The following is a 24,732-nucleotide window of genomic DNA, read 5'->3' as shown; positions in this document are numbered from 1 at the left end:
CGCACCGAGAAACAGTACGACAAACGCCAGTACGGTAACCGCCGTTTGGGACAACCTGACCTCCCGCCGCCCGAGCGCCGGCGGCCGGCAACGGCCGCTCCGAAGCCGGACCCCGGCCCCGGCATGCGAATGTGAACAGTCCGGATACCGGATATGTCGGTTCGGACAACGAACCGTTTTTGGCCAATCGTTTGACGCGGTCCTGACATTTTCCCGCGCGAGTGGCACTCTTCGACCGTTCATCGCACCAGCCCTGTTCTGCCCGGAGGCCCACCCAGCCATCCGGAACCCCCCTTGCAGAAGGAGTCTGCGTTGAGTCCCACCCCCCAAAGGCGTGCCACCGCGGTCGGCGCGCTGTTGGCCACGGCAGCCCTGCTCGCCGTCGGCATACAGGCCGGAACCGCAACCGCCGACGCCACCGCGTCGCAGGCACCCGCGGCCGCCAAGTCCAACCCGGGCGCGGCCAACCTCAAACTCAGCGCTTCGGAGCGTGCGACGCTCCTCGCCGAGGCCAACTCGACCACCGTGCAGGCCGCCAAGGCGCTCGGCCTGGGCAGTGGCGAGAAGCTCGTCGTCCGTGACGTGGTCAAGGACGCCGACGGCACCACGCACACCACGTACGAGCGCACCTACGACGGTCTGCCCGTGCTCGGCGGTGACCTCACCATCCACGCCAAGGACGGCGTCACCAAGTTCGTGACGAAGGCCACCAACCACGAGATCAAGGTGGACACCACCGCCACGGTCACCCCGGCCGCCGCCGAGACCCAGGCGCTCTCCGCCGCCAACGCCGAAGGCGCCAAGGACGCCAAGGCCGCCAAGAACGCCCGCAAGGTGGTCTGGGCCGCCGAGGGCGCTCCGGTCCTCGCGTTCGAGACCGTCGTCGGCGGCCTCCAGCACGACGGCACCCCGAGCGAGCTCCACGTGGTGACCAACGCCAAGACCGGTGCGAAGATCACCGACTGGCAGGCCATCGAGACCGGCACCGGCAACACCATGTACAGCGGCCAGGTCACCATCGGCACCTCGCAGTCGGGCAGCAGCTACACGCTGAACGACGCCACCCGCGGCGGCCACAAGACGAACAACCTCAACCGGGCCACCTCCGGCACCGGCACGCTCTTCTCCGGCCCGGACGACGTCTGGGGCAACGGCCTGCCGGCCAACCTGGAGACGGCCGCCGCCGACGCCCACTACGGCGCCCAGGTGACGTGGGACTACTACAAGAACGTCCACGGCCGCAACGGCCTGCGCAACGACGGGGTCTCCCCGTACAGCCGGGTCCACTACGGCAACAACTACGTGAACGCCTTCTGGGACGACAACTGCTTCTGCATGACCTACGGCGACGGTGACGGCAACGCCAAGCCGCTCACCTCCACCGACGTGGCCGCGCACGAGATGACCCACGGTCTGACCTCGGTCACCGGCAACATGACCTACAGCGGTGAGCCCGGCGGCCTGAACGAGGCGACCTCCGACATCTTCGCGGCGGCCGTCGAGTTCTACGCCAACAACCCGCAGGACGTCGGCGACTACCTGGTCGGCGAGAAGATCGACATCCGCGGCAACGGCACCCCGCTGCGCTACATGGACAAGCCGAGCAAGGACGGCAGCTCCAAGGACGCGTGGTACTCGGGCATCGGCTCCATCGACGTCCACTACTCCTCGGGCCCGGCCAACCACTGGTACTACCTGGCCTCCGAGGGCTCGGGCGCCAAGGTCGTCAACGGCGTGAGCTACGACTCGCCGACCTCCGACGGCCTCCCGGTCACCGCGATCGGCCGTGACGCCGCCTCGAAGATCTGGTTCCGCGCGCTGACCACCGGCCTGTTCCGGTCGAACACCAACTACGCGGCGGCCCGTACGGCCACCCTGCAGGCGGCGGCCGACCTGTACGGCGCCGGCTCGGCGACCTACAACAACGCGGCGAACGCCTGGGCGGCCATCAACGTCGGCCCGCGCATCGTCAACGGCGTCTCGGTCACCAACCCGGGCAACCAGAACACCGTCACCGGCAGCGCCGTCAGCCTCCAGATCCAGGCCACCAGCACCAACGCCGGTGCCCTGAGCTACGCGGCGACCGGTCTCCCGGCCGGCCTCTCGATCAACTCCTCGACCGGCCTGATCACCGGTACCGCCAACACCGCGGGCACGTCCAACGTGACCGTGACGGTGACGGACTCCGCGAACCAGACCGGCACGGCGTCGTTCACCTGGACGGTCGGCACCCAGCAGCAGACCGTCTTCGAGAACACCACGGACTACGCGATCAACGACAACTCCACCGTCGAGTCGCCGATCACCGTGAACCGCACCGGCAACGCGCCGAGCACCCTCAAGGTGGACGTCAACATCATCCACACCTACATCGGGGACCTGAAGGTCGACCTGATCGCCCCGGACGGCAGCGTCTACAACCTGCACAACCGCTCCGGCGGCAGCGCTGACAACATCATCAAGTCCTACACGGTCAACGCCTCCTCCGAGGTGGCCCAGGGCGTGTGGAAGCTGCGTGTCAACGACAACGCGAACATCGACACCGGCAAGATCGACAGCTGGAAGCTCACCTTCTAGCCCCCACCGGGGTCCGATGAGCACCCGCTGAACCGCAAGACACGGGGCCGCCCGGGAGAAGACCTCCCCGGGCGGCCCTGTCCCATCCACTCGGGACCACCGCCCCCCGGTCCGGGGACCTTCGCCACGGGCCCGCGCCCGCCCGCACGGGGACACTGAGAACGAGCGAACCTACGCAGCCGTAGGTTCGGGTGACCCACCGAGTGACGGACGTGCCCCATGCCCCAGCCCCCCACGAACGGTCCCGCCGCGCAGCGCCCCTGGCTGATCCAGGGCGGCATGGGCGTCGGGGTCTCCGGCTGGCGGCTGGCCAAGGCCGTCTCCCGCGAGGGACAGCTCGGCGTGGTCTCCGGGACCGCGCTGGACGTCGTACTGGCCCGCGTCCTGCAGACCGGCGACCCGGGCGGGCACGCCCGGCGCGCGCTGGCCGCCTTCCCGCTCCCCGAACTCGCCCAGACCGCGCTCGACTGCTACTTCCGCGCGGACGGCCCGGGCGAGGGCGTCCCCATGCGGACCACCCCGCGGCTGCGCGCGACGGGCGGGGTACCGGCCGAAATCCTCACCGTCCTCGGCAACTTCGTCGAGGTCTGGCTCGCGAAGGAGGAACCAGGGGGCACCTCCCGGACGAAGTCTGGGGGCGGCGTCGTCGGCATCAACTACCTGGAGAAGATCCAGCTGGCCACTGCCCCCGCGATGTTCGGCGCGATCCTGGCAGGCGTCGACTACGTGCTCGTGGGCGCGGGAGTCCCCGGTCAGATCCCTGCCCTCGCCTCGCGACTGGCGCGCTGTGAACCCTGCGTGACGAAGATCGCCGTCGAGGGCGACGAGACCCCGCTGGACCACCTCTTCGATCCGGCCGCGCTGCTCGCAGGGCACCTGCCCGGCCCGCTGCGCCGCCCGGACGTACTGGCCATCGTGTCGCTGCCGGTGCTGGCCGCCTACCTCGCCCGCGACGAGGCGACCCGCCCCGACGGCTTCGTGATCGAAACCAGCCAGGCCGGCGGGCACAGCGCCCCGCCGCGCGGGCCGATGAAGCTCGACGAGCAGGGCGAGCCGGTGTACGGGCCGCGCGACCACCCCGACCTCGCCAGGATGGCGGCCCTCGGGCTGCCGTTCTGGCTGGCCGGCGGCCAGGCCTCCCCGGAGGCGGTGGCCGCCGCGCGGGCCGAGGGGGCCGCCGGGGTACAGGTCGGCAGCGCCTTCGCCCTGTGCGAGGAGTCGGGGATGGCCCCCCACCTGCGCGCGGAGCTGCGCGGCCGGTCCCTGGCCGGCACCCTCACCGTCCGTAACGACCCCGACGCCTCACCGACCTCGTTCCCCTTCAAGGTGGCCGAGCTCCCGGGCACGGTCTCGGAACCCGAAGTGGCCGCGGCCCGGCGCCGGGTGTGCGACCTGGGCTTCCTCCGTACGCCCGTACGCGGGCCACGCGGCCTGGTCTACCGGTGCGCGGCCGAGCCCGTGGCCGCGTACGTCCGCAAGGGCGGGGACCCGGCCGACGCGAAGGGCCGCCAGTGCCTGTGCAACGGGCTGCTGGCCACCATCGGCCTGGCCCAGCGGCGGCCCGGCGGCCGGGTGGAGCCGCCGCTGGTGACCATCGGCAAGGACCTGTCGTTCCTGCCGGAGCTCTCTCCCGCCGCCGAGCCGTACGCGGCGGCGGACGTGGTGAACTGGCTGGCGGCCGGCGTCGTCAGCCCCGCGGGACGACCCTGACCGTGCGGCGCCGGGTCAGCCGGTGGCCCCGAAGATCCTCCCGAAGAAGCCCTCGTCACCGCCACCGTTCCAGCCGCCGTTGCCGCCCCCGCCACCGTTCCAGCCGCCGTTGCCGCCGCCACCGCCGTCCCAGTCACCGTTGCCGCCACCTCCACCACCGTTCCAGCCACCGCCTCCGTTCCCTCCGTTCCCTCCGTTCCCTCCGTTCCCTCCGTTCCCTCCGTTCCAGTCGTGCCGGCCGTCGCCGCCCCGCCCGTCCGGCTTGAAGAAGACGGAGACGACCTCCACGTTCCGCGCCCGCTCGCCCGGCTCCAGCACCGTCTCCGCCTCGCCGTTGCAGCCGCGGTTGCCGAAGAGCACGGCCAGCGACTCGGTGTCGTTCCACACCTCGATGGCGGGCTCGTCCCGGGAGGTGTGCGTCAGCACGTAGCAGGTGTCGTTCTCCTGGGGCCGGATCTGCCCGCTGCGCTCCACGCCGGCCTCGTCCAGGAACCGGTAGTGCAGCGTGCCCAGGTCCCGGCCGTCGAAACCGTCGGCCAGTGACGGCCCGGCGGTGGGCAGGACGAGCGCGGCAGCGCCGACGAGCACGGCGGCGGCGGTAGTACGAAGACGCATGGGGAAAGTCCGTTCCTCGGGTCCGCGGACGCCGGTTCCGCCCGGCCTCCGCGGGCAGCGTAGGAGCGCGAAGGCCTGCCGAATCGATTCAGCAGCCCGGTCGCGCCCGTGGTTCACCCATGAGGCCGGGAATCCTCCGTGACCGCGCCCGGCCCCGTCCGGGCCCGACCCCCGGCCGGCCCGCCCCCTCGCGGGCCCGAGCGCAGCGTCAAGCGGGCCGGGATGCTCGTGGAGGACGGGCGGCTGGTGGACCCGCCGCCCGCCCCCTGACACGGGCCCGCCGCGGCTACCGCAGCAGTACGCCGCCCCCCGCGTCCGAGTCCACCGGGGCGGCGACCAGGCCCAGTTCGGCCGGGGTCGCCAGCAGCGGGTGCGCCGGCAGGATCCGTACCGTGTAGCCGAAGGGACCCGTGCGGTCGAGGGCGAGCGGGCCCTCGTACACCCAGCGCCCCTCCAGGTCGGGCCCGGCGGCCGGCTTGAGCGGGAAGCTCCGCCCGTCGCGGATCACGTCCTGCGGGTCCACCCGGCCCGCGAAGGCCTGCACCTCCACGTCCTCGGGGGCGAGGGCGTCCAGCGACACCTGCACCCGCAGGGTGAGGGTGGCCCCCAGCTCGGCGGTGCCGTTCACGGGAGCCGCGGCCAGCGCCTCCACGTGCTCGACGCCCACCCGCGGCCAGGCGGCCCGGACCCGCCCCTTCCACCAGGCCAGGTCGCGCGCCGCCTCGGGGGTCAGGGCCCGGTGGGCGCGCGCGGCCGGGGTGTAGAGCCGTTCCACGTACTCGCGCACCATCCGCCCCGCCAGCACCTTCGGCCCCAGCGAGACCAGGGTGCGCCGGACCATCTCGATCCACCGCACGGGGAGCCCGGTGCGCCCGACCCGGTCGTAGAAGCGGGGCGCGACCCGGCCCTCGATCAGCTCGTAGAGGGCGCCCGCCTCCAGCTGGTCGCGCCGGTCCTCGTCCGCGCCCAGCCCGTCGGCGGTGGGGATGGCCCAGCCGAAGTCGGGCTCGAACCACTCGTCCCACCAGCCGTCCAGCACCGACAGGTTGAGGCAGCCGTTCAGCGCGGCCTTCATCCCGCTGGTCCCGCAGGCCTCCAGCGGCCGCAGCGGATTGTTCAGCCAGACGTCGCAGCCCGGGTAGAGCTTCTGCGCCATGGCCATGCCGTAGTCGGGCAGGAAGACGATCCGGTGCCGCACCCGCGGGTCGTCCGCGAACCGCACCAGCTCCTGCACGAGCCGCTTCCCGCCGTCGTCCGCCGGGTGGGCCTTGCCCGCGACCACGATCTGCACCGGCCGGTCCGGGTCCAGCAGCAGCCTGCGCAGCCGCTCCGGGTCGCGCAGCATCAGCGTGAGCCGCTTGTAGGAGGGCACGCGCCGGGCGAAGCCGATGGTCAGCACGTCCGGGTCGAGTACGGAGTCCACCCAGCCCAGTTCGGCGTCGGCGGCCCCGCGCTGGCGCCAGGAGGCGCGCAGCCGGTCGCGCACCTCCTGCACGAGCTGCTCGCGGAGCACCCGGCGCAGGTCCCACACGTCCTGGTCGGAGATGTCGGCGACGGCGTCCCAGCGCTGGGAGCCGCCCACCGACAGGGCGTCCTCGGTGCGGCCGGCCCCGATCTGGCGGGCCCCGAGCCGCACGACCTCCGGCGCCACCCAGGTCGGGGCGTGCACTCCGTTCGTCACCGACGTGATGGGCACGTCGGCCGGGTCGAAGCCGGGCCAGAGCCCCGCGAACATCTCCCGGCTGACCGCGCCGTGCAGGGTGGACACCCCGTTGGCCCGCTGCGCCAGCCGCAGCCCCATCACGGCCATGTTGAACACCCCGGGATCGCCGCCGGGATAGCTCTCGGCGCCGAGCTCCAGGATCCGCTCGACCGGTACGCCCGCCAGCTCCCCGCCCTCCCCGAAGTGCCGGGCGACCAGGGACCGGTCGAACCGGTCGATCCCGGCCGGGACGGGGGTGTGCGTGGTGAACACGGTCCCGGCGCGGACCGCCTCGACGGCGGCGTCGAAGCCGAGGCCCTGCACCCGCTCCAGTTCCCTTATGCGCTCCAGCCCCAGGAACCCGGCGTGCCCTTCGTTGGTGTGGAACACCTCGGGGTCGGGATGCCCCGTGATCGCGCAGTACGCGCGCACCGCGCGCACCCCGCCGATGCCCAGCAGCATCTCCTGGAGCAGCCGGTGGTCGCTGCCGCCCCCGTAGAGCCGGTCGGTCACCTCGCGGGCGGCGGCGTCGTTGTCCTCGACGTCGGAGTCCAGGAGCAGCAGGGGTACCCGCCCGACGCGGGCCTGCCAGATGTGCGCGTGCAGGGCCCGCCCGCCGGGCAGCGTCAGCGACACGCGGGCCGGTGCCCCGTCCCCCTCCCGCAGCAGTCCGACCGGGAGTTCGTTCGGGTCGAGCACGGGATACTGCTCCTGCTGCCAGCCGTCCCGCGACAGCGACTGCCGGAAGTAGCCGTGCCGGTAGAGCAGTCCCACCCCGATGAGCGGGACGCCGAGGTCGCTGGCGGCCTTGAGGTGGTCGCCCGCGAGGATGCCGAGGCCGCCGGAGTACTGGGGCAGGGCGGCGGTGATCCCGAACTCGGGCGAGAAGTAGGCGATCCCGGCGGGCAGCTCCGCGCCGTTCTCCCGGCTCTGGTACCACCTCCCGCCGTTCACGTAGTCATCGAGGTCGGCGGCAACGACGGCGAGCCGCCGCAGGAACCGCCGGTCGCCCGCCAGTTCGGCGAGCCGGGCGGCGGAAACGGACCCGAGCAGCCGGACGGGATCACCGCCGGCGGCCTGCCAGCCCTCGGGGTCGACGGATTGGAAGAGTTCGCGGGTCTCGGCGTGCCAGGACCAGCGCAGATTGCGCGCGAGGTCGTTGAGCGGCAGCAGGGTCTCCGGGAGGACGGGGCGCACGGTGAATCGACGGATAGCCTTCACACGTTCCACCTTCGCAGGGGATTGCGGATCGGAGCGGGCTCACCACGCTGTGTGCCCACGCATCACTCCCGGAAGGCTAAGACTTGTTCCACAAATCACCAGAGGGCGAGCTGAGGATTGCGGCCGGGGCGGTGTCCGGGCTTTCCGGCGTGGTCACGCACAGGGCGTGTCTCATCCGGGGTTGCTCGGGGCCGCTGTCCGGCGGTTCGGTGAGCAGAGGTCCCGCGCTGGGGCGGGACTGCCACGCGACCAGCGCCCCGAGGGGTGTTCTGGCACGGTGTGGTTGACTCACGCAGGGCTTCTTCCAGCCCTTCTCCGTACGTGATCTGTGCGTGCCGGGACATCGTTGTGTCCAGGTACGCGGTCCTGGGGTCGTCCACGTCGGTGAGGCCGACGAACGCGCCCAGCGCGGCAGACACGAGATCCCGCTTACCGGTCAGGCCGCAGGCGGTGCACTTGTGTTCCCGGTCCCGCAACCCCTTGTTGACACGCTCCCCGCACAGGCACTGCTGGGACAGGGCCGTGGACCAGGTTGAGGCGCGGATGAGCCGTCCTCGCGCTGCCCGGCATTCGCGGTCGAGGGCGGCGATGAGCAGACCGGGGGTGGTCTGGGACAGGCGTTTGCCCCACAGCCGGTACCAGGTTCGGATGTCACAGTCCTCCACCACAAGCATCGGGCCGTGGGCGGCGATGATCTGCCGGGCCACGTCGCGGGCGCGGTGACGCCGGTGCTCTGCCGCAGACGCGGCATGCTCGGCCTGGCGGGCGCGCACCTGGTAGTAGTTGACGGACAGCCGGTCGCTACGGAACGCCTGCTTCGGCACCCCGTCCGACCGGGCAGCGCGGGCACCGCCCGGCACGGTGACTGCCTTTTCGGGCAGGCCTTTGGCGGTCCGCCGTTCGGCGCGTCGAGTCTGGTTCTTCGAGAGCCCGTACTGCGCGGTGTTCGTCGCCCTGCGGGAGCGTTCCAGCGCCCGCGCCCGTCCGCGCTGCTTCTTTGCCTGTTTCTCCAGCAAGGCGCGATCGGCGTCGGTGAGGGTGATCTCGGTGGACGCCGGGGAACCAGTGGCGGTGTCCATGCTGGCGGGGAAGGAGACGATGGAGAGGTTGGAGACGTTGCCGTCGACTCCACCGATCCGGTCCAGGGCGGCCGCCTGTTCGCGCATGGCGCAGACGGCTGGGGCCGTGTAGCCGGGGCCGAGGATCATCAGGTGCGCCTCGTACACCCAGCCGCCCGACGCGGATGCCTTGCGGCGGCGGACGAGATCGACCTTGTGCCAGCGGGCGGGGTTGGTGAGGAAGTGTTCGACGCGGGCGTACTGGCCGGGCTTCTGCGGCACCCGGACCGGCAGCACGAGGTCACCGGCCGCACTGTCGGGTCCGCCCGCGAAGACGACGGCGAGGGGGCCGGCGTGGTCCCACCACGTAGCCTTCCGCATCAACGGCTCTCCGGATGCGGTGGCCTTGCCGGTGGGCACGGTGCCGGTGGAAAGCTCGGGCTTGGGCATCCGGCGGGGCTGCATCAGCGGGTGCCGGCCGCCCTCGGTGTAGGCCATGGCATGGCCGTGGAGAGTACCGACGAGGCGGAAAGTCTCCCACTTGTTCGCGATGGTGTGGGAGCGAGCGCGGCCGGGGATCCGGGTGAAGTCGCGCCAGCGGCCGGTCTTCGGCCGTCCGAAGAGGTGGCCGGTCGCGTCGGGGAACAGATGCCGCTGCACCCCGTTCCATACCTCGTCGGCCATGTGCATCGCCAGGGCTTTTGAGGCGTGGTGCTTGAGGTGCCCGGAGGCTTCCAGGTGCTTGTACGCGCACCGCTCCAGTGCCTCACGGGACAAGCCGAGACGCTGCCGGACCGTCTTCGCCCCAACGCGGTCGCGTTCGCGCTTCGCCGCCCAGTACGCATCGACCCTCTCGCGGGCATCTCGCTGGACGGCCCGTTTGATGCTCCACATCACGCCGAACAGCTTGTTCAGCCGGGCGAGGTCGGCGGGATCGGTGACGGCCAGCGGCAACACCATCACCGACACCATCCCGTCATCGGGCTTGGTCCACTTCGGGGCTTTGTTCTTCCCCCGGAACTTCCGAGTCTGGGCAGCCTGCATCACCATCACCCCCCGTCATGGATTGGCCGACCTGCGACACGCTACGTGATTGCCTCGGCTACTACAGCCGAAGTCGGAATGCGGTCGCCCGCTGCTCGCTCGGGCTGAGTCCGTACGCCTCGCGGAAGGCGCGGCTGAAGACGGCCGCGCTGCCGAAGCCCCAGCGGGCGGCGATGGCGCCGATGGGGCGGGAGAGGAGTTCGGGGCGGGTCAGGTCGGCGTGGCAGCGCTCCAGGCGGCGCAGCCGGATGGTGGCGGCGACGCTGTCCTCCTGGTCCTCGAACATCTGGTGCAGCCGCCGCACCGAGATGTGGTGGCGGTCGGCGATGAGCTGCGGGGTCAGGCCAGGGTCGCCGAGGTTGTGGTCGATGAAGGAGTTGATGCGCTCCATCAGGACCCGGCCGCGCGACTCCGACGGCAGGTCGTCGTAGGTGTCGCTGCGCTCGGCGAGGCAAGCACTGATCAGGTCGAGGGCGACCCGGCCCAGCCGGCTCCGCTCGCCGGGCCCGCATTCGGCCGCGTGGGTTTCCAGCGTGGTCATGAATCCGGCCAGGATCGCGCCCATGCCCGACTCGCCGGAGATCCGCTGGGCGAGCAGCCGGTCCATCTTGTCGGAGGGGAGGGGCAGCTCGCTCCTGGGCATCTGGATGACGATGTTCCGGATCGAGCGGTCCTCGCTCCGGGCCCCGGCGCCGTTGGGGTGTGCGGTGTCGAGGAGCACCATGTCACCGGGGTTCAGTTCGGATGCGTTGCGGTTCTGCTCGATCCACATGGGGGATCCGGTGACGAGCGAGAACTGATACCGCTCCGGGTCGTTCTGTCTGACCTGTGCGGGTGTACGCCGCGACCGGCACGGGGTGCACTCGAAAGTGGACAGCACGACGGGGTCCAGATCGATCGCGCCGGCCTCCGCCCGGAAACCTCCGGCGGCCATGGGCCCGTGGAGCTCGGTGGGCGCCAGCTCGTTGGCGACGACGTCCGCGAACCATTCGAACCTGTCCGCCGCCGGCACCACGGCCGAGGACATTTTCGACCACATCTTCCAAGACCCCCGCACACCACATCGGCCACTCCCGCCACTCGGGATGACAGGCCATTCTCTCCCGCCGGCCTGCCACGAAGGCTTCCGCGACACCGACTTGACGGAGCATCGGCGGATGTCGACCCGGCCCTTGGCCGCGACCGTGCCAGTACGTACGAGTAGTTAACCGAGCACCCGGATTGGGCGGGGCGAGAGTGGGAAGGGCTCCCCGGGTACACGCGATGCACGCACGGTGCACGCGCCGTACACGCACGGCGCACCCGCCCACCCCCTCTCCCCGCCACCCGAGTGAACGCGGACAGGAGCGGCCATGCCCGCAGCCCAGCCGTCCCTTGAGCGGCTAGAAACAGAGCGAACAGAGCGTGCACTACCGGCCGTGGTACCGGCCGGCCTGTTGTCACCGAGCCCTGCGAACTGCCCCCAGGTGAGCCCATCATGATCGGTCGCATTCCCGTGCTGGACGTCCGCCCCGCCGTCGACTGCGGCGCCAGACCCGCCAAGGCGGTCGTGGACGAGGTCTTCGAGATCTCCGCCACCGTGTTCCGCGAGGGGCACGACGCCCTCTCCGCCCACGTCGTGCTCCGCGATCCGAGCGGGCGGCTGCGGCCGCCCGTGCCGCTGCGCGAGCTCGCCCCCGGCACCGACCGGTGGGGGGCCCGCGTCTCCGCCGAGGTCGAGGGGAGGTGGACGTACACCGTCGAGGCGTGGAGCGACCCGCTGGGCACCTGGCGGGCGCACGCCGCCGTCAAGATCCCCGCCGGGATCGACACCGGGCTGACCCTCCTCGAAGGCGCCGAGCTCTACACCCGGGCCGCCGCCAAGATCCCCAAGCGCGACGGCCGCGACGCCGTGCTCGCCGCCGCCGAGATCATGCGCGACGACGACCGCGAGGTGGGCGTCCGGTACGCGGCCGCCCTCGACCCGGCCGTGGAGGCCGCCCTCGCGAAGAAGCCGCTGCGCGAGCTGGTCACCGCCTCCAAGCCGCTGCCGCTGCTGATCGAGCGCAAGCGGGCGCTCTTCGGCTCCTGGTACGAGATGTTCCCCCGGTCGGAGGGGGCGGTGGTCGAGCCCGGTGAGGCGCCGGTCAGCGGGACCTTCCGGACGGCCGCCGAGCGGCTCCCCGCGATCGCCGCGATGGGCTTCGACGTGGTCTACCTGCCGCCCGTCCACCCCATCGGCTCCACCTACCGCAAGGGCCCGAACAACACCCTCTCCGCCGGGCGTTGGGACCCGGGCGTGCCCTGGGCCATCGGCTCCCCCGAGGGCGGGCACGACGCCGTCCACCCGGACCTCGGCACCATCGAGGACTTCGACGCCTTCGTCGCGCGCGCCCGCGAGCTGAAGCTGGAGATCGCGCTGGACTTCGCCCTCCAGTGCTCCCCCGACCACCCGTGGGTGGAGAAGCACCCGGAGTGGTTCCGCCACCGGGCCGACGGGACGATCGCGTACGCCGAGAACCCGCCGAAGAAGTACCAGGACATCTACCCGATCCACTTCGACACCGACATGGCCGGGATCGTCGAGGAGACCGTACGCATCCTGCGGTACTGGATGGACCACGGCGTGCGCATCTTCCGCGTCGACAATCCGCACACCAAGCCGGTGGTGTTCTGGCAGAAGGTGATCGCGGACATCAACAAGTCCGACCCGGACGTCATCTTCCTGGCGGAGGCCTTCACCCGGCCCGCGATGATGCGCGCGCTCGCCTCCGTCGGCTTCCAGCAGTCGTACACGTACTTCACCTGGCGCAACACCAAGGCGGAGCTCACCGAGTACCTGACGGAGCTCGCCGACACCCCCTCGGCCTCGGTCATGCGGCCGAACTTCTTCGTCAATACCCCCGACATCCTCCACGAGTACCTCCAGAAGGGCGGCCGCCCCGCCTTCGAGGTGCGCGCGGTGCTCGCCGCCACCCTCTCCCCCGCGTGGGGCGTCTACGCCGGCTACGAGCTCTGCGAGAACGAGCCGGTGCGGGAGGGCAGCGAGGAGTACCTGAACTCCGAGAAGTACGAGCTGCGGCCGCGCGACTGGGCCGCCGCGGACCGCGAGGGCCGCACCATCGCCCCGCTGATCACCTCCCTGAACCGGCTGCGCCGCCGCAACCCCGCGCTCCAGCAGCTGCGCGACATCCACTTCCACCCGACCGACAACGAACAGGTGATCGCCTATTCGAAGCACGCCGGCGCCAATTCCGTACTGGTGGTCGTCAACCTCGATCCGCACCACACCCAGGAGGCGACGGTCTCGTTGGACATGCCGGTACTCGGCCTCGACTGGCACGGGTCCCTCGCGGTGCGCGACGAGCTCACCGGCGAGACCTATCACTGGGGCAGGGCGAACTACGTGCGCCTAGAGCCGGGCCGCACGCCCGCGCACGTACTGGCCGCTCTGCGACCGTCCCCGCCCACCGGAGGGTCACCCACCACATGATGATCAACGACCCCGTCCCCGACACCTTCGAGGACACCCCCGCCAAGGACCGCGATCCCGACTGGTTCAAGCGGGCCGTCTTCTACGAAGTCCTCGTCCGCTCCTTCCACGACAGCAACGGCGACGGCGTCGGGGACCTCAAGGGGCTGACAGCCAAGCTGGACTACCTCCAGTGGCTCGGCGTCGACTGCCTGTGGCTGCCGCCGTTCTTCGCCTCGCCCCTGCGCGACGGGGGCTACGACGTCGCCGACTACACCTCCGTGCTCCCCGAGTTCGGCGACCTCGCCGACTTCGTGGAGTTCGTGGACGCCGCGCACCAGCGCGGCATGCGGGTGATCATCGACTTCGTCATGAACCACACCAGCGACCAGCACGAGTGGTTCCAGCAGTCCCGCAAGGACCCCGACGGCCCCTACGGCGACTACTACATGTGGGCCGACAACGACAAGCAGTACCAGGACGCCCGCATCATCTTCGTCGACACCGAGACGTCGAACTGGACGTACGACCCGGTGCGCAAGCAGTACTACTGGCACCGCTTCTTCTCCCACCAGCCGGACCTCAACTACGAGAACCCGGCCGTGGTGGAGGAGATCGTCTCGGCCCTGCGCTTCTGGCTGGACCTCGGCATCGACGGCTTCCGCCTCGACGCCGTGCCCTACCTGTACGCCGAGGAGGGCACCAACTGCGAGAACCTCCCGCGCACCCACCAGCTCCTCAAGCGGGTCCGGGCGGAGATCGACGCGCACTACCCGGACACCGTGCTGCTCGCCGAGGCCAACCAGTGGCCCGAGGACGTCGTCGACTACTTCGGCGACTTCGCGAAGGGCGGGGACGAATGCCACATGGCCTTCCACTTCCCCGTCATGCCGCGCATCTTCATGGCCGTACGAAGAGAGTCGCGCTACCCCGTCTCGGAAATCCTGGCCAAGACCCCGGCGATCCCGGACCGCTGCCAGTGGGGCATCTTCCTGCGCAACCACGACGAGCTCACCCTCGAAATGGTCACGGACGAAGAGCGCGACTACATGTACGCCGAGTACGCCAAGGACCCGCGCATGCGGGCCAACATCGGCATCCGGCGCCGGCTCGCCCCGCTGCTGGACAACGACCGCAACCAGATGGAGCTGTTCACCGCCCTGCTGCTGTCGCTGCCCGGCTCGCCGGTGCTCTACTACGGCGACGAGATCGGCATGGGCGACAACATCTGGCTGGGCGACCGCGACGGCGTCCGCACGCCGATGCAGTGGACCCCGGACCGCAACGCCGGTTTCTCCTCCTGCGATCCGGGCAGGCTGAACCTGCCGGTCATCATGGACCCGGTCTACGGGTACCAGGTCACCAACGTCGAGGCGGCCATGGCGTCGCCCTCCTCGCTGCTGCACTGGACCCGCCGGCTGATCGAGATCCGCAAGGCGAACCCGGCCTTCGGCCTCGGCTCCTACACCGAACTGCCCTCGTCCAACCCGGCGGTGCTCGCGTTCCTGCGCGAGTTCGGGGACGACCTGGTGCTGTGCGTGCACAACTTCTCCCGTTTCGCGCAGCCCACCGAGCTGGACCTGCGGTCGTTCAACGGGCGGGTCCCGGTGGAGCTCACCGGTGACGTGCGCTTCCCGCCGATCGGCGAGTGGCCGTACCTGCTGACGCTGGCGGGGCACGGCTTCTACTGGTTCCGGCTGCGCACGGAACAACGCGGCGAGCGCGCCGAGTAGCGGGCCGCCGGGTACGGGGCGGGCAGCTCGAACGGGTCAATCGCCCGCCCCTGTACGGATCATCCTGACCCGACACCCCCACATACCGGAGAAGCAACTGCCGCACATCCGGGACACTCTGCGCATTCTGTGACGGCCCGGGGAAAGGACGCGACGCCATGTCAGAGGCTGCATCCGCCCGGAACCGGCTCACCGCCGACCGGGCCGCCGGGATCGGCCCGCTGGAACCGATGCTGCGGGCCTGGCTGCCCGCGCAGCGCTGGTTCGCGGGCAAGGGCCGCGCCATCGGCAGGCTGCGAGCCGTCTCCGCGGCCGAACTGCTGCCGCCGGGCTCCACCCCCGGGCTGCTGCACCTGCTCCTCGACGTCGACGGGGACTGCTACCAACTCCTGCTGGGCATCCGCCCCGCCCCGCTCCCCCCGGCCCTCGCGCCCGCCCTGATCGGGCACGCCGAGGACGGCCCGTACCGGGGCCGGGCGGTGTACGAGGCGCTGGGCGACCCGCGGCTCGCGGCGATGCTGCTGGAACGGTTGCGCTCGCCCGGCGCCCTCGGGCCGCTCCGCTTCGACCACGACCCGGACGCGACGGTCCCGGCCGGGCTCGCGCCCCGGCCGCTGTCCGGCGAGCAGACCAACTCCTCGCTGATCTACGGGGACGCGTACATCCTGAAGGTGTTCCGCCGGGTCGGCCCCGGGGTCAACCCCGACCTGGAGCTGCCCCGCGCGCTGGCCGCCGCCGGCTGCGCCCGCGTCCCGGCGCCCGTCGCCTGGTACGAGGCGGAGCTGCCCGGCAGCGAGGCGCTGACCCTGGGCGTCCTCCAGCCGTACCTGCGCGGCTCCGACGACGGCTGGCAGCTCGCGCTGCGCCGGCTCGGCGCCGGGGCCGACTTCACCCCCGAGGCGCACGCGCTGGGCCGGGCCACCGCCGAGGTGCACAGCGCGCTCGCCTCGGCCCTGCCCACCCTCGCGCTCGGCCCGGAGCAGACGGCCCGGCTGGCCGCCGGGATGACGGCCCGGCTGGCGGCCACCGCCCGGGAGGTACCGGCGCTGCGGCCGTACGAGGCGGGGCTGCGGGGGGCTTTCGACGCCCTGGCCGCCTCGCGCGGGGCGGGGGTGCCGGCCCAGCGGATCCACGGGGACCTGCACCTGGGCCAGACCCTGCGCACCCTCGACGGGAGCTGGGCGCTGATCGACTTCGAGGGCGAGCCGGCCCGGCCGCTGGCCGACCGCCGGCGCCCCGAACCGGCCGTCCGCGACATCGCGGGGATACTGCGCTCCTTCGACTACGCGGCCCGCTCGCACCGGCCCTTCGCCCCGGCCTGGGCCGACGACTGCCGGGCCGCCTTCTGCGAGGGCTACGCCCGCACCACCGGCCGCGACCCGCGCGAGGATCCCGTACTGCTGCGCGCGTACGAGACCGACAAGGCGGTGTACGAGGCCCGCTACGAGTTCCGGCACCGCCCCGACTGGCTGCACGTCCCGATGGCCGCGATCCGGCGGCTCGCCTCCGGCGCGGACGGCGCGGTGTGGCGGCCCCGGCCCGGCCCGCTCGGCAGCCGGCCGGAAGCCGCGCCGCCCCGGCGGCCCGGGCTGCCGCCGCGCCCCGCACCGGGCTCCGGCCCGGGGCCAGGGTCCGGCGCAGGACCCGAATTCGGCCCGGGGCCCAGGTCCGGCCCAGGACCCGAATTCGGCCCGGGGTCCAGGTCCGGCCCAGGACCCGAATCCGGCCCGGGGCCCAGGTCCGGCCCGGGGTCCGGAGCCAGGTCCGGAGCCGGCTCCGGCTCCGGACCACGCCCTGCCCCGGGCACCGGTCCCGGCACCGGGCCCGGCACCCGGCCCGACGGCCTTTCCTCCCCCTTCTCCCCACACCCCCGCCCGCAGCCGCCTAGGAGGCCGCACACGTGAGCGCCGCTCGTCAGTCCCCTTCCACCACCCCGCCGTCCCCGGTCCAGGCCGCTCCGGCCGCCGGCCGCACGGCACCCGCCGCCGGCCCGCGCAAACCGCAGGCGCCACGGGCCCGGAGGGCACCCGGCCACGGGGTCCGGCCCGCGGCGGCGCTCGGCGGGGAGGAGCGGGCCCGGCTCCTGGAGGGCCGCCACCACGATCCGCACGCCGTGCTCGGCGCCCGCACCCAGCGGGGCGGGGTGGCCTTCCGCGTGCTGCGCCCCTACGCCAAGACGGTGACCATCGTCGCCAAGGGGCTGCGCGCCGAGCTCTACGACGAGGGCGACGGCCTGTTCTCCGGGCTGCTGCCGCTGACCGGGGTGCCGGACTACCGGCTGCTGGTCGCCTACGACAGCGACGAGATCGAGGTGCACGACCCCTACCGGTTCCTGCCCGCCCTCGGCGAACTGGACCTGCACCTGATCGGCGAGGGCCGACACGAGCAGCTGTGGAAGGCGCTCGGCGCCGAACCGATGGAGCACCAGGGCGTGGCCGGGACCCGGTTCACCGTGTGGGCGCCGAACGCCCAGGGGGTCAGGGTCACCGGGGACTTCTCGTACTGGGACTCCGTCGCCTACCCGATGCGCTCGCTGGGCGCGTCCGGGGTGTGGGAGCTGTTCCTGCCGGGTGTGGGCGCCGGCGCGCTGTACAAGTACGACATCACGCGCCCCGACGGCAGCCACACCCTGCGCGCCGACCCGATGGCCCGGTCGGCGGAGGTGCCCCCGGCGAACGCCTCGGTGGTCACGGCCTCCCGGTACGTGTGGCAGGACGCGGAGTGGATGGCGACGCGCGGGGCCCGGCCCGCGCACCAGGCGCCCTTCTCGGTGTACGAGGTGCACCTGGCGTCCTGGCGGCCGGGGCTCTCGTACCGGCAGCTGGCCGAGCAGCTCCCGGCGTACGTGAAGGAACTGGGCTTCACCCACGTCGAGTTCATGCCGGTCGCGGAGCATCCGTTCGGCGGCTCGTGGGGCTACCAGGTCACCGGCTTCTACGCGCCGACCTCGCGGATGGGATCCCCGGACGACTTCCGCCTGCTCGTGGACGCGCTGCACCGGGCGGGCATCGGCGTGATCGTCGACTGGGTTCCCGCGCACTTCCCGCGGGACGACTGGGCGCTCGCCGAGTTCGACGGCAGGCCGCTGTACGAGCACCACGACCCGCGCCGGGCCGCGCACCCGGACTGGGGGACACTGGAGTTCGACTACGGCCGCAAGGAGGTCCGCAACTTCCTCGTCGCCAACGCGGTGTACTGGTGCGAGGAGTTCCACGTGGACGGGCTGCGCGTGGACGCGGTGGCCTCGATGCTCTACCTCGACTACTCGCGCGGCGAGGGCGAGTGGGCGCCCAACGAGCACGGCGGCCGGGAGAACCTGGACGCGGTGGCGCTGCTCCAGGAGATGAACGCGACGGTGTACCGGCGCTGCCCGGGGGTGGTGACGATCGCGGAGGAGTCCACGGCCTGGGACGGAGTCACCCGGCCGACGGACTCGGGCGGGCTGGGCTTCGGCCTGAAGTGGAACATGGGCTGGATGCACGACACGCTGCGCTACATGTCGAAGGAGCCGGTGCACCGCAAGTACCACCACCACGACATGACCTTCGGGATGATCTACGCCTTCAGCGAGAACTACGTGCTGCCGATCTCGCACGACGAGGTGGTGCACGGCAAGGGCTCGCTGGTGTCCAAGATGCCCGGGGACGACTGGTGGCAGAAGCGGGCCGCGCACCGGGCGTACCTGGGCTTCATGTGGGCCCACCCGGGCAAGCAACTGCTGTTCATGGGACAGGAGTTCGCACAGGGCTCGGAGTGGTCTGAGATGTACGGGCCGGACTGGTGGCTGCTGGACGACTCGTACGCGGCGGCCGGCGACCACCGGGGCGTACGGAGCCTCGTGCGCGACCTGAACCGCACGTACGCGGCGGCGCCCGCGCTGTGGGAGCGGGACACCGTGCCGGAGGGCTTCGCGTGGGTGGAGGCCGACGCCGCCGAGGACAACGTCTTCGCGTTCCTGCGGTACGCGCAGGACGGCTCGCAGCTCCTGGCGGTGTCGAACTTCTCCCCGGTGGTCCGGCACGGGTACCGGATCGGCGTCCCGGAGGAGGTGCCGCTGTGGCGGGAGGTACTCAACACCGACCAGGAGCTCTACGGCGGCAGCGGCGTGCACCACGCGCGCCCGCTGCGGCCCGAGCCGGTGCCGGCGCAGGGGCGCCCGGCCAGCCTGCGCCTGACGCTCCCGCCGCTGGCGACCCTCTGGCTCAGGCCGTAACGGCCTTCGCCATCTCCTCTTCCAGCTCCTGGAGCAGCTTGCGCTTGGCGCGCAGGCCGACCATCTGCTGGACGGGCTCGCCGTCGCGGAAGACGAGCATGGTCGGCATGGACAGCACCCCGTACCGCGCGACGGATGCGGGGTTGCGGTCCACGTCGATCTGCACGACCTTCAGCCGGTCGGCCTCCTCGGCGGCGACGGCGGAGAGCACGGGCGCGAGCTGGCGGCACGGCGGGCACCAGTCCGCAGTGAACTCGACGAGGACGGGCCGCCCCCGCTCCTCCAGTACCTCGGCCGCGAAGTCGGTGTCGGTCACCTCGGGTACCCCCTGGGCGTGGATCATGTCGTTTTCCCCTCTCGAGTCGGTGCGGCGGTCATCCCGTGACGGCTTCGGCGCGGCGGCGCTCCAGCGCTTCAGCCCGTCATCTCGCAGCGCGGAGCGGCGGCCTCACCGGCGGCCGCCTCGGCCTCGGCCAGCTGCCGCGCGACCTGCTCCCGCACGTCCGCCAGCTGCCCGATCAGCGCGTCCATCTCGGCGAGCTTGCGCCGGTAGACGGCCAGCGAGGCCGGGCAGGAGTCCCCGGCGGGGTGCCCGGCCCGCAGGCAGTCCACGAACGGCCGGGTCTCCTCCAGGTCGAAGCCGAAGTCCTGGAGCATCCGGATCTGGCGCAGCAGGCGCAGGTCGTCCTCGTCGTAGGAGCGGTAGCCGTTGCCGCTCCGCCGCGCGGTGAGCAGCCCGCGCTCCTCGTAGTAGCGCAGGGTCCGCGTGCTGGTCCCGGCCCGCTCCGCCAGTTCGCCGATTCGCATGCCCCGACGCTATGCCTTGACGCCGACGTCAAGGCAAGAAGGTGCTGCAGGGCCCTCGCCACCCCCGTATGCGAGGGCCCTGCAGGGGATCACGTGCGGCGGGGAGGGGCCGTTCACCTGCGGGGAGGAATCGGACCCGTAGGCACATCTTCCGGTTTCTTCGTGAAGCCGGTGTGAAGACTCTTGCGCCGCCGGACTTCGACTGGAACCGTAGGGGCAAGTGGATCTTCGAGTGCACCGATTACCGGACAGTCGCCTCGCAACCCGGCAAAAGCCCTTAACTCCGTAGGACTTTCCTACGAGTTATGGGCTTGTTTGTTTGGTCTGTAGGCGCCGCCCCTTGGCCACTCCTACGGTTTGCCGTGTGCACTCCAGCCCACCTTTCAATGCCCCCGCCGCGCGCCGCCTGCGCGCGGCCCTGGGCATGGCACCCGGTCACGTCGCCTACGGCCTTCACGCCCAGTACGGACTCGTCGTCGCGCCCGAGACCGTGATGGCCTGGGAGCGTGGCGAGATATCGCCGACGTCCGCCGAGCTCACCGCGCTCGCCGGCGTCCTGTGGTGCTCTCCCGGTGAGCTGCTCGCCGAGCCGGTCACCCTGCGGGAACACCGCATCGCCCGGGGCCTGGCCCCCGAGGAGCTGGCCCGGCGGATCGGCGTGGAGCCGGGCGCCTACCAGAAGATGGAGGACACCGGGCGCTGGAAGGGCAACGAGCGGCAGTCCGCGGCGCTGGCGACGGTGCTGGGGCTGACCCTGGCCCAGTTCCTGACGGCGACCGGCAAGAACGAGGAGCTGGCCGACGTCCTGCGCAGTGCGGTGACCACGCGCTGGCAGGCGTACGTGAAGCCGCTGGGCAAACTGCTGCCGATCCCCAAGGCCCACCTGGAGCGGGTGCTGGAGCAGCTGCACGTGGACTACCAGTCGAAGATGGTCGCGACGCTCAGCTGGGGCGGCGGCGGGGGCGAGGCGGCGAACGGGGATGCGGGGCGTGAGTTCCTCGCGGAGATCGTGGACCGGTTCTGGTACCTCGCAGGCGGTGCGGCTTAGGACACACACGGCACTATGCGAACGGCCCCGGACCGTCCTGGAGAGGGACGGAACCGGGGCCGTTCGGCTGCGCAAGTCGGGGCCAAGGTCCCGCCGCGCCGGGTTAGAAGACCGACTCCGCTTCGTACATGCGGTCCTCGGGGACCGTCTTGAGTTCGGTGACGGCGGAGGCAAGCGGGGCCATCACGATGTCGGTGCCGCGCAGGGCCGTCATGTTGCCGAATTCACCGCGGTGGACGGCCTCGACGGCGTGCCAGCCGAAACGGGTCGCGAGGACGCGGTCGTAGGCGGTGGGGGTGCCGCCGCGCTGGACGTGGCCGAGGATGACCGGGCGGGCCTCCTTGCCGAGCCGGTGCTCCAGCTCGATCGCGAGGCGGTTGCCGATGCCGGCGAAGCGCTCGTGGCCGTACTGGTCGATGGCGCCCTTCTCGTACGGCATGGACCCCTCGGCGGGGTGCGCGCCCTCGGCGACGCAGATGACGGCGAACTTCTTGCCGCGGGAGAACCGTTCCTCCACCATCTTCACCAGGGCGTCCACCTCGAAGGGGCGTTCCGGCAGGCAGATCCCGTGGGCGCCGCCGGCCATGCCGGACTCCAGGGCGATCCAGCCGGCGTGCCGGCCCATGACCTCGACGACCATCACGCGCTGGTGCGATTCGGCGGTGGTCTTCAGGCGGTCGATGGCCTCCGTGGCGACCATGACGGCGGTGTCGAAGCCGAAGGTGCGGTCGGTGGAGGAGATGTCGTTGTCGATGGTCTTCGGCACGCCGACCACCGGCATTCCGGCGTCCGACAGCATCCGGGCAGCCGTCAGGGTGCCCTCGCCGCCGATCGGGATGAGGGCGTCGATGCCGTACCGCTTCGCCAGTTCCTGCGCGTTCTCGGCCGCTTCGTGGAGGCGGGCGCGCTCCATGCGGGCGGAGCCGAGGATGGTGCCGCCGCGGGCGAGGATGCCGCTCACGGCATTGATGTCGAGGGGGCGCCAGTTGCCGTCGAGCAGGCCCTTGAAGCCGTCCTCGAAGCCGATGACCTCGTCCCCGTGGCCGACCAGGGCCCGGTGTACGACCGACCGGATGACAGCGTTGAGGCCCGGGCAGTCGCCGCCTGCGGTGAGAACTCCGATACGCATCGTGCTGTGTCTCCTGCTCCTGGTCGTACCCGGCCGCTCGTGCGGGTTGCGCGCGTCCGGCCGGCCGTACATATGAAGGGCGTATTGGTGAAGCCTGTCCGATTGTTCCACGGGCCGGGGGTGGGCCGCGCTTTGTGCTGCTCCGCTCCGAGGGCCTTTCGACCCCCCGGACAGGCCCGAATTCCGGAGGGCGTCCTATCCGCCCGCAGCGGTATCGTCAAGAGGGCAAGCCCGCACCAACCGGGTCAATCAGCGACATCATGGGACGGAGAGCACGCGTGACGCGCAGCGTGTACGTGACCGGCATCGAGCGGGGTGACGGCCGGCAGGTCGTCGAGCTGGGGATCATGGAGCTCCTGACCCGGCAGACGGGGCGGGTGGGCGTGTACCGTCCGCTGCTCCACGACGGACCCGACCGGCTCTTCGACCTCCTCAAGGCCCGCTACCGGATAGACCAGGACGCGGCGACGGCCTACGGCATGGAGTACCAGGAGGCCTCGGCGATCCTGGCGGAGAAGGGCACCGACGAGCTGGTCTCCCGGCTGGTCGACCGCTACCACAGGGTGGCCCGCGACTACGAGGTCATGCTCGTGCTCGGCACGGACTACGCGGAGACCAACCTCCCCGACGAGCTCGCGCTCAACGCCCGGCTGGCCAACGAGCTGGGCGCGGTGGTCGTTCCCGTGGTGGGCGGCACCAAGCACCCCGCCGAGGCCGTGCGCGCCGAGGCCCGCAACGCCTTCCGCGCCTACGAGGGCCTGGGCTGCCACGTCGTCGCGATGGTCGTGAACCGGGTGGCCCCCGAGGACCGCGACCTGATAGCCGAGCGCCTGGCCGCCCGGCTCCCCGTGCCCTGCTACGTGCTGCCGGACGACAAGTCGCTGTCCGCCCCGACGGTCGCCCAGATCACCCGGGCGCTCGGCGGCGAGGTCCTCCTCGGCGACGAGGCCGGGCTGGCCCGCGACGCGCTGGACTTCGTCTTCGGCGGCGCCATGCTGCCGAACTTCCTGAACGCCCTGACCCCGGGCTGCCTGGTCGTCACCCCCGGGGACCGCTCGGACCTGGTCGTGGGCGCGCTGGCCGCGCACACCTCGGGCACCCCGCCGATCGCGGGCGTGCTGCTGACGCTGAACGAGCGCCCGACGAAGGACATCCTGACGCTGGCCTCGAAGCTCGCGCCGGGCACCCCGGTCGTCTCGGTGGCCGGCAACAGCTTCCCCACCGCCGCCGAACTCTTCTCGCTCCAGAGCCGGTTGAACTCCGCGACCCCGCGCAAGCTGGAGACCGCGCTCGGCCTGTTCGAGCGCCACGTGGACACCGCCGAGCTGCGCGGCCTGCTGTCGGTGGCCCGCTCGGAGCGCGTCACCCCGATGATGTTCGAGCACGAGCTGCTGGAGCGGGCCCGGTCCGAGCGGCGCCGGGTCGTCCTGCCGGAGGGCACCGAGGAGCGCGTGCTGCGCGCCGCGGACGTGGTGCTGCGCCGGGGGGTCTGCGACCTGACCCTGCTGGGCGAGGAGCAGGCCATCCTGAAGAAGGCCGCCGACCTGGGCATCGACATCTCGGGCGCGCAGCTGATCGACCCGGCGACCTCCCCGCTGCGGGAACGGTTCTCCGAGTACTACGCCACGGCCCGCGCCCACAAGGGCATGACCGTCGAGCTGGCCAACGACGTGGTCACCGACGTCAATTACTTCGGCACCCTGATGGTGCAGCAGGGCCTGGCCGACGGCATGGTCTCCGGCTCCGTGCACTCCACCGCCGCGACCATCCGCCCGGCCTTCGAGATCATCAAGACGAACGCAGCCGCGCGAAGCGCGTCAGGCAGGGTGGTGGCGGGCGACGGGAGGGCCAAGCCGGAGGCGTCGATCGTCTCCTCGGTCTTCTTCATGTGCCTGGCCGACAAGGTCCTCGTCTACGGGGACTGCGCGGTCAACCCGGACCCGAACGCCGAGCAACTGGCCGACATCGCCGTCCAGTCGGCCGCCACCGCCGCCGCCTTCGGCGTCGAGCCGCGGATCGCGATGCTCTCGTACTCCACGGGCACCTCCGGTTCGGGCGCGGACGTGGACAAGGTCCGCAAGGCCACCGAGATCGTCCGCGAGCAGCGCCCCGACCTGCTCATCGAGGGTCCGATCCAGTACGACGCGGCCGTGGAGCCCTCGGTCGCCGCGACCAAGCTGCCCGAGTCCGAGGTGGCCGGCCGCGCGACGGTGCTGATCTTCCCCGACCTCAACACGGGCAACAACACGTACAAGGCCGTGCAGCGCTCGGCGGGCGCCGTCGCGGTCGGGCCGGTCCTGCAGGGCCTGCGCAAGCCGGTCAACGACCTCTCGCGCGGGGCCCTGGTCCAGGACATCGTCACCACCGTGGCGATCACCGCGATCCAGGCGCAGTCCCAGCCGCTGCCGCAGGCCCGGTAGTCCC

General features: G+C 71.7%; 15 protein-coding genes and 1 pseudogene. 9 read left to right on the top strand and 7 right to left on the bottom strand.

Features of this window, described 5'->3' with window-relative positions; all coding sequences use genetic code 11:
- Window positions 1-312: 312 nt before the first annotated feature.
- Both AB0O21_RS04220 and AB0O21_RS04215 read left to right on the top strand, forming a co-directional pair.
- Window positions 313-2,577, top strand: a complete 2,265-nt coding sequence (locus AB0O21_RS04220) for a M4 family metallopeptidase (RefSeq protein WP_365165964.1) — start codon at window positions 313-315, stop codon at window positions 2,575-2,577.
- Between the two features lie 219 nt (window positions 2,578-2,796).
- Window positions 2,797-4,287 (top strand): nitronate monooxygenase, encoded by a 1,491-nt coding sequence (locus AB0O21_RS04215; RefSeq protein ID WP_365165962.1) that lies wholly within the window; start codon window positions 2,797-2,799, stop codon window positions 4,285-4,287.
- A 15-nt stretch (window positions 4,288-4,302) separates the two neighbouring features.
- Here the strand turns inward: AB0O21_RS04215 and AB0O21_RS04210 are convergent, their stop codons facing one another.
- On the bottom strand, window positions 4,303-4,902 hold the full coding sequence (locus tag AB0O21_RS04210; protein ID WP_365165959.1) for a hypothetical protein: 600 nt from the start codon (window positions 4,900-4,902) through the stop codon (window positions 4,303-4,305).
- 138 nt (window positions 4,903-5,040) lie between these two features.
- Between AB0O21_RS04210 and AB0O21_RS04205 the strand changes: the two genes are divergently transcribed.
- Window positions 5,041-5,172 carry a hypothetical protein gene (locus AB0O21_RS04205; protein WP_365165958.1) on the top strand — a complete coding sequence of 44 codons (132 nt, stop codon included), beginning with the start codon at window positions 5,041-5,043 and terminating at the stop codon, window positions 5,170-5,172.
- 16 nt (window positions 5,173-5,188) lie between these two features.
- Here the strand turns inward: AB0O21_RS04205 and glgP are convergent, their stop codons facing one another.
- The 3 genes from glgP to AB0O21_RS04190 all read right to left on the bottom strand — a co-directional run bounded on the left by glgP (window position 5,189) and on the right by AB0O21_RS04190 (window position 10,954).
- Complete coding sequence (gene glgP / locus AB0O21_RS04200) at window positions 5,189-7,825, bottom strand: alpha-glucan family phosphorylase (protein WP_365165956.1); 2,637 nt, start codon at window positions 7,823-7,825, stop codon at window positions 5,189-5,191.
- 95 nt (window positions 7,826-7,920) lie between these two features.
- Window positions 7,921-9,927 (bottom strand): transposase, encoded by a 2,007-nt coding sequence (locus AB0O21_RS04195; RefSeq protein ID WP_365165953.1) that lies wholly within the window; start codon window positions 9,925-9,927, stop codon window positions 7,921-7,923.
- A gap of 61 nt (window positions 9,928-9,988) precedes the next feature.
- A complete protein-coding gene (locus AB0O21_RS04190; protein WP_365165950.1) occupies window positions 9,989-10,954 on the bottom strand; it encodes a helix-turn-helix domain-containing protein in 966 nt (321 codons plus the stop codon).
- A 450-nt stretch (window positions 10,955-11,404) separates the two neighbouring features.
- Here AB0O21_RS04190 and AB0O21_RS04185 point away from each other — a divergent pair, with 450 nt between their 5' ends.
- The 4 genes and pseudogenes from AB0O21_RS04185 (at window position 11,405) to glgB (ending at window position 19,324) form a co-directional block, all read left to right on the top strand.
- Window positions 11,405-13,399 (top strand): alpha-1,4-glucan--maltose-1-phosphate maltosyltransferase, encoded by a 1,995-nt coding sequence (locus AB0O21_RS04185; RefSeq protein ID WP_365165948.1) that lies wholly within the window; start codon window positions 11,405-11,407, stop codon window positions 13,397-13,399.
- A complete protein-coding gene (treS, locus tag AB0O21_RS04180) occupies window positions 13,396-15,111 on the top strand; it encodes a maltose alpha-D-glucosyltransferase (RefSeq protein WP_365165946.1) in 1,716 nt (571 codons plus the stop codon). The genes AB0O21_RS04185 and treS overlap by 4 nt, the downstream gene beginning before the upstream one ends.
- Before the next feature lie 158 nt (window positions 15,112-15,269).
- Window positions 15,270-16,616: pseudogene (locus AB0O21_RS04175) on the top strand (maltokinase); the annotation flags it as partial.
- Between the two features lie 395 nt (window positions 16,617-17,011).
- A complete protein-coding gene (gene glgB / locus AB0O21_RS04170; protein WP_365165944.1) occupies window positions 17,012-19,324 on the top strand; it encodes a 1,4-alpha-glucan branching enzyme in 2,313 nt (770 codons plus the stop codon).
- On the opposite strand, the gene AB0O21_RS04165 is transcribed toward glgB, so the two are convergent.
- Window positions 19,314-19,667, bottom strand: a complete 354-nt coding sequence (locus AB0O21_RS04165; protein WP_365165942.1) for a thioredoxin domain-containing protein — start codon at window positions 19,665-19,667, stop codon at window positions 19,314-19,316. The two genes, glgB and AB0O21_RS04165, sit on opposite strands and share 11 nt — an antisense overlap.
- Window positions 19,668-19,738: 71 nt before the next feature.
- The gene (locus tag AB0O21_RS04160) at window positions 19,739-20,131 is read right to left on the bottom strand and encodes a MerR family transcriptional regulator (RefSeq protein ID WP_365165940.1); all 393 of its coding nucleotides are present in this window, start codon (window positions 20,129-20,131) and stop codon (window positions 19,739-19,741) included.
- A gap of 364 nt (window positions 20,132-20,495) precedes the next feature.
- On the opposite strand from AB0O21_RS04160, the gene AB0O21_RS04155 reads away from it, so the two are divergent.
- The gene (locus tag AB0O21_RS04155; RefSeq protein ID WP_365165938.1) at window positions 20,496-21,179 is read left to right on the top strand and encodes a helix-turn-helix domain-containing protein; all 684 of its coding nucleotides are present in this window, start codon (window positions 20,496-20,498) and stop codon (window positions 21,177-21,179) included.
- Window positions 21,180-21,282: 103 nt separating this feature from the next.
- Here the strand turns inward: AB0O21_RS04155 and AB0O21_RS04150 are convergent, their stop codons facing one another.
- Window positions 21,283-22,308 (bottom strand): ATP-dependent 6-phosphofructokinase, encoded by a 1,026-nt coding sequence (locus AB0O21_RS04150; protein WP_365165936.1) that lies wholly within the window; start codon window positions 22,306-22,308, stop codon window positions 21,283-21,285.
- 278 nt (window positions 22,309-22,586) lie between these two features.
- Between AB0O21_RS04150 and pta the strand changes: the two genes are divergently transcribed.
- Complete coding sequence (gene pta / locus AB0O21_RS04145) at window positions 22,587-24,728, top strand: phosphate acetyltransferase (RefSeq protein WP_365165934.1); 2,142 nt, start codon at window positions 22,587-22,589, stop codon at window positions 24,726-24,728.
- The last annotated feature ends 4 nt before the right edge of the window (window positions 24,729-24,732 follow it).

This window comes from Streptomyces sp. NPDC091371, from assembly GCF_040684275.1.
Lineage (GTDB): Bacteria > Actinomycetota > Actinomycetes > Streptomycetales > Streptomycetaceae > Streptomyces.
Note: the sequence above shows the minus strand (reverse complement) of the source record. Positions and strands in the feature narration are given on the sequence as shown.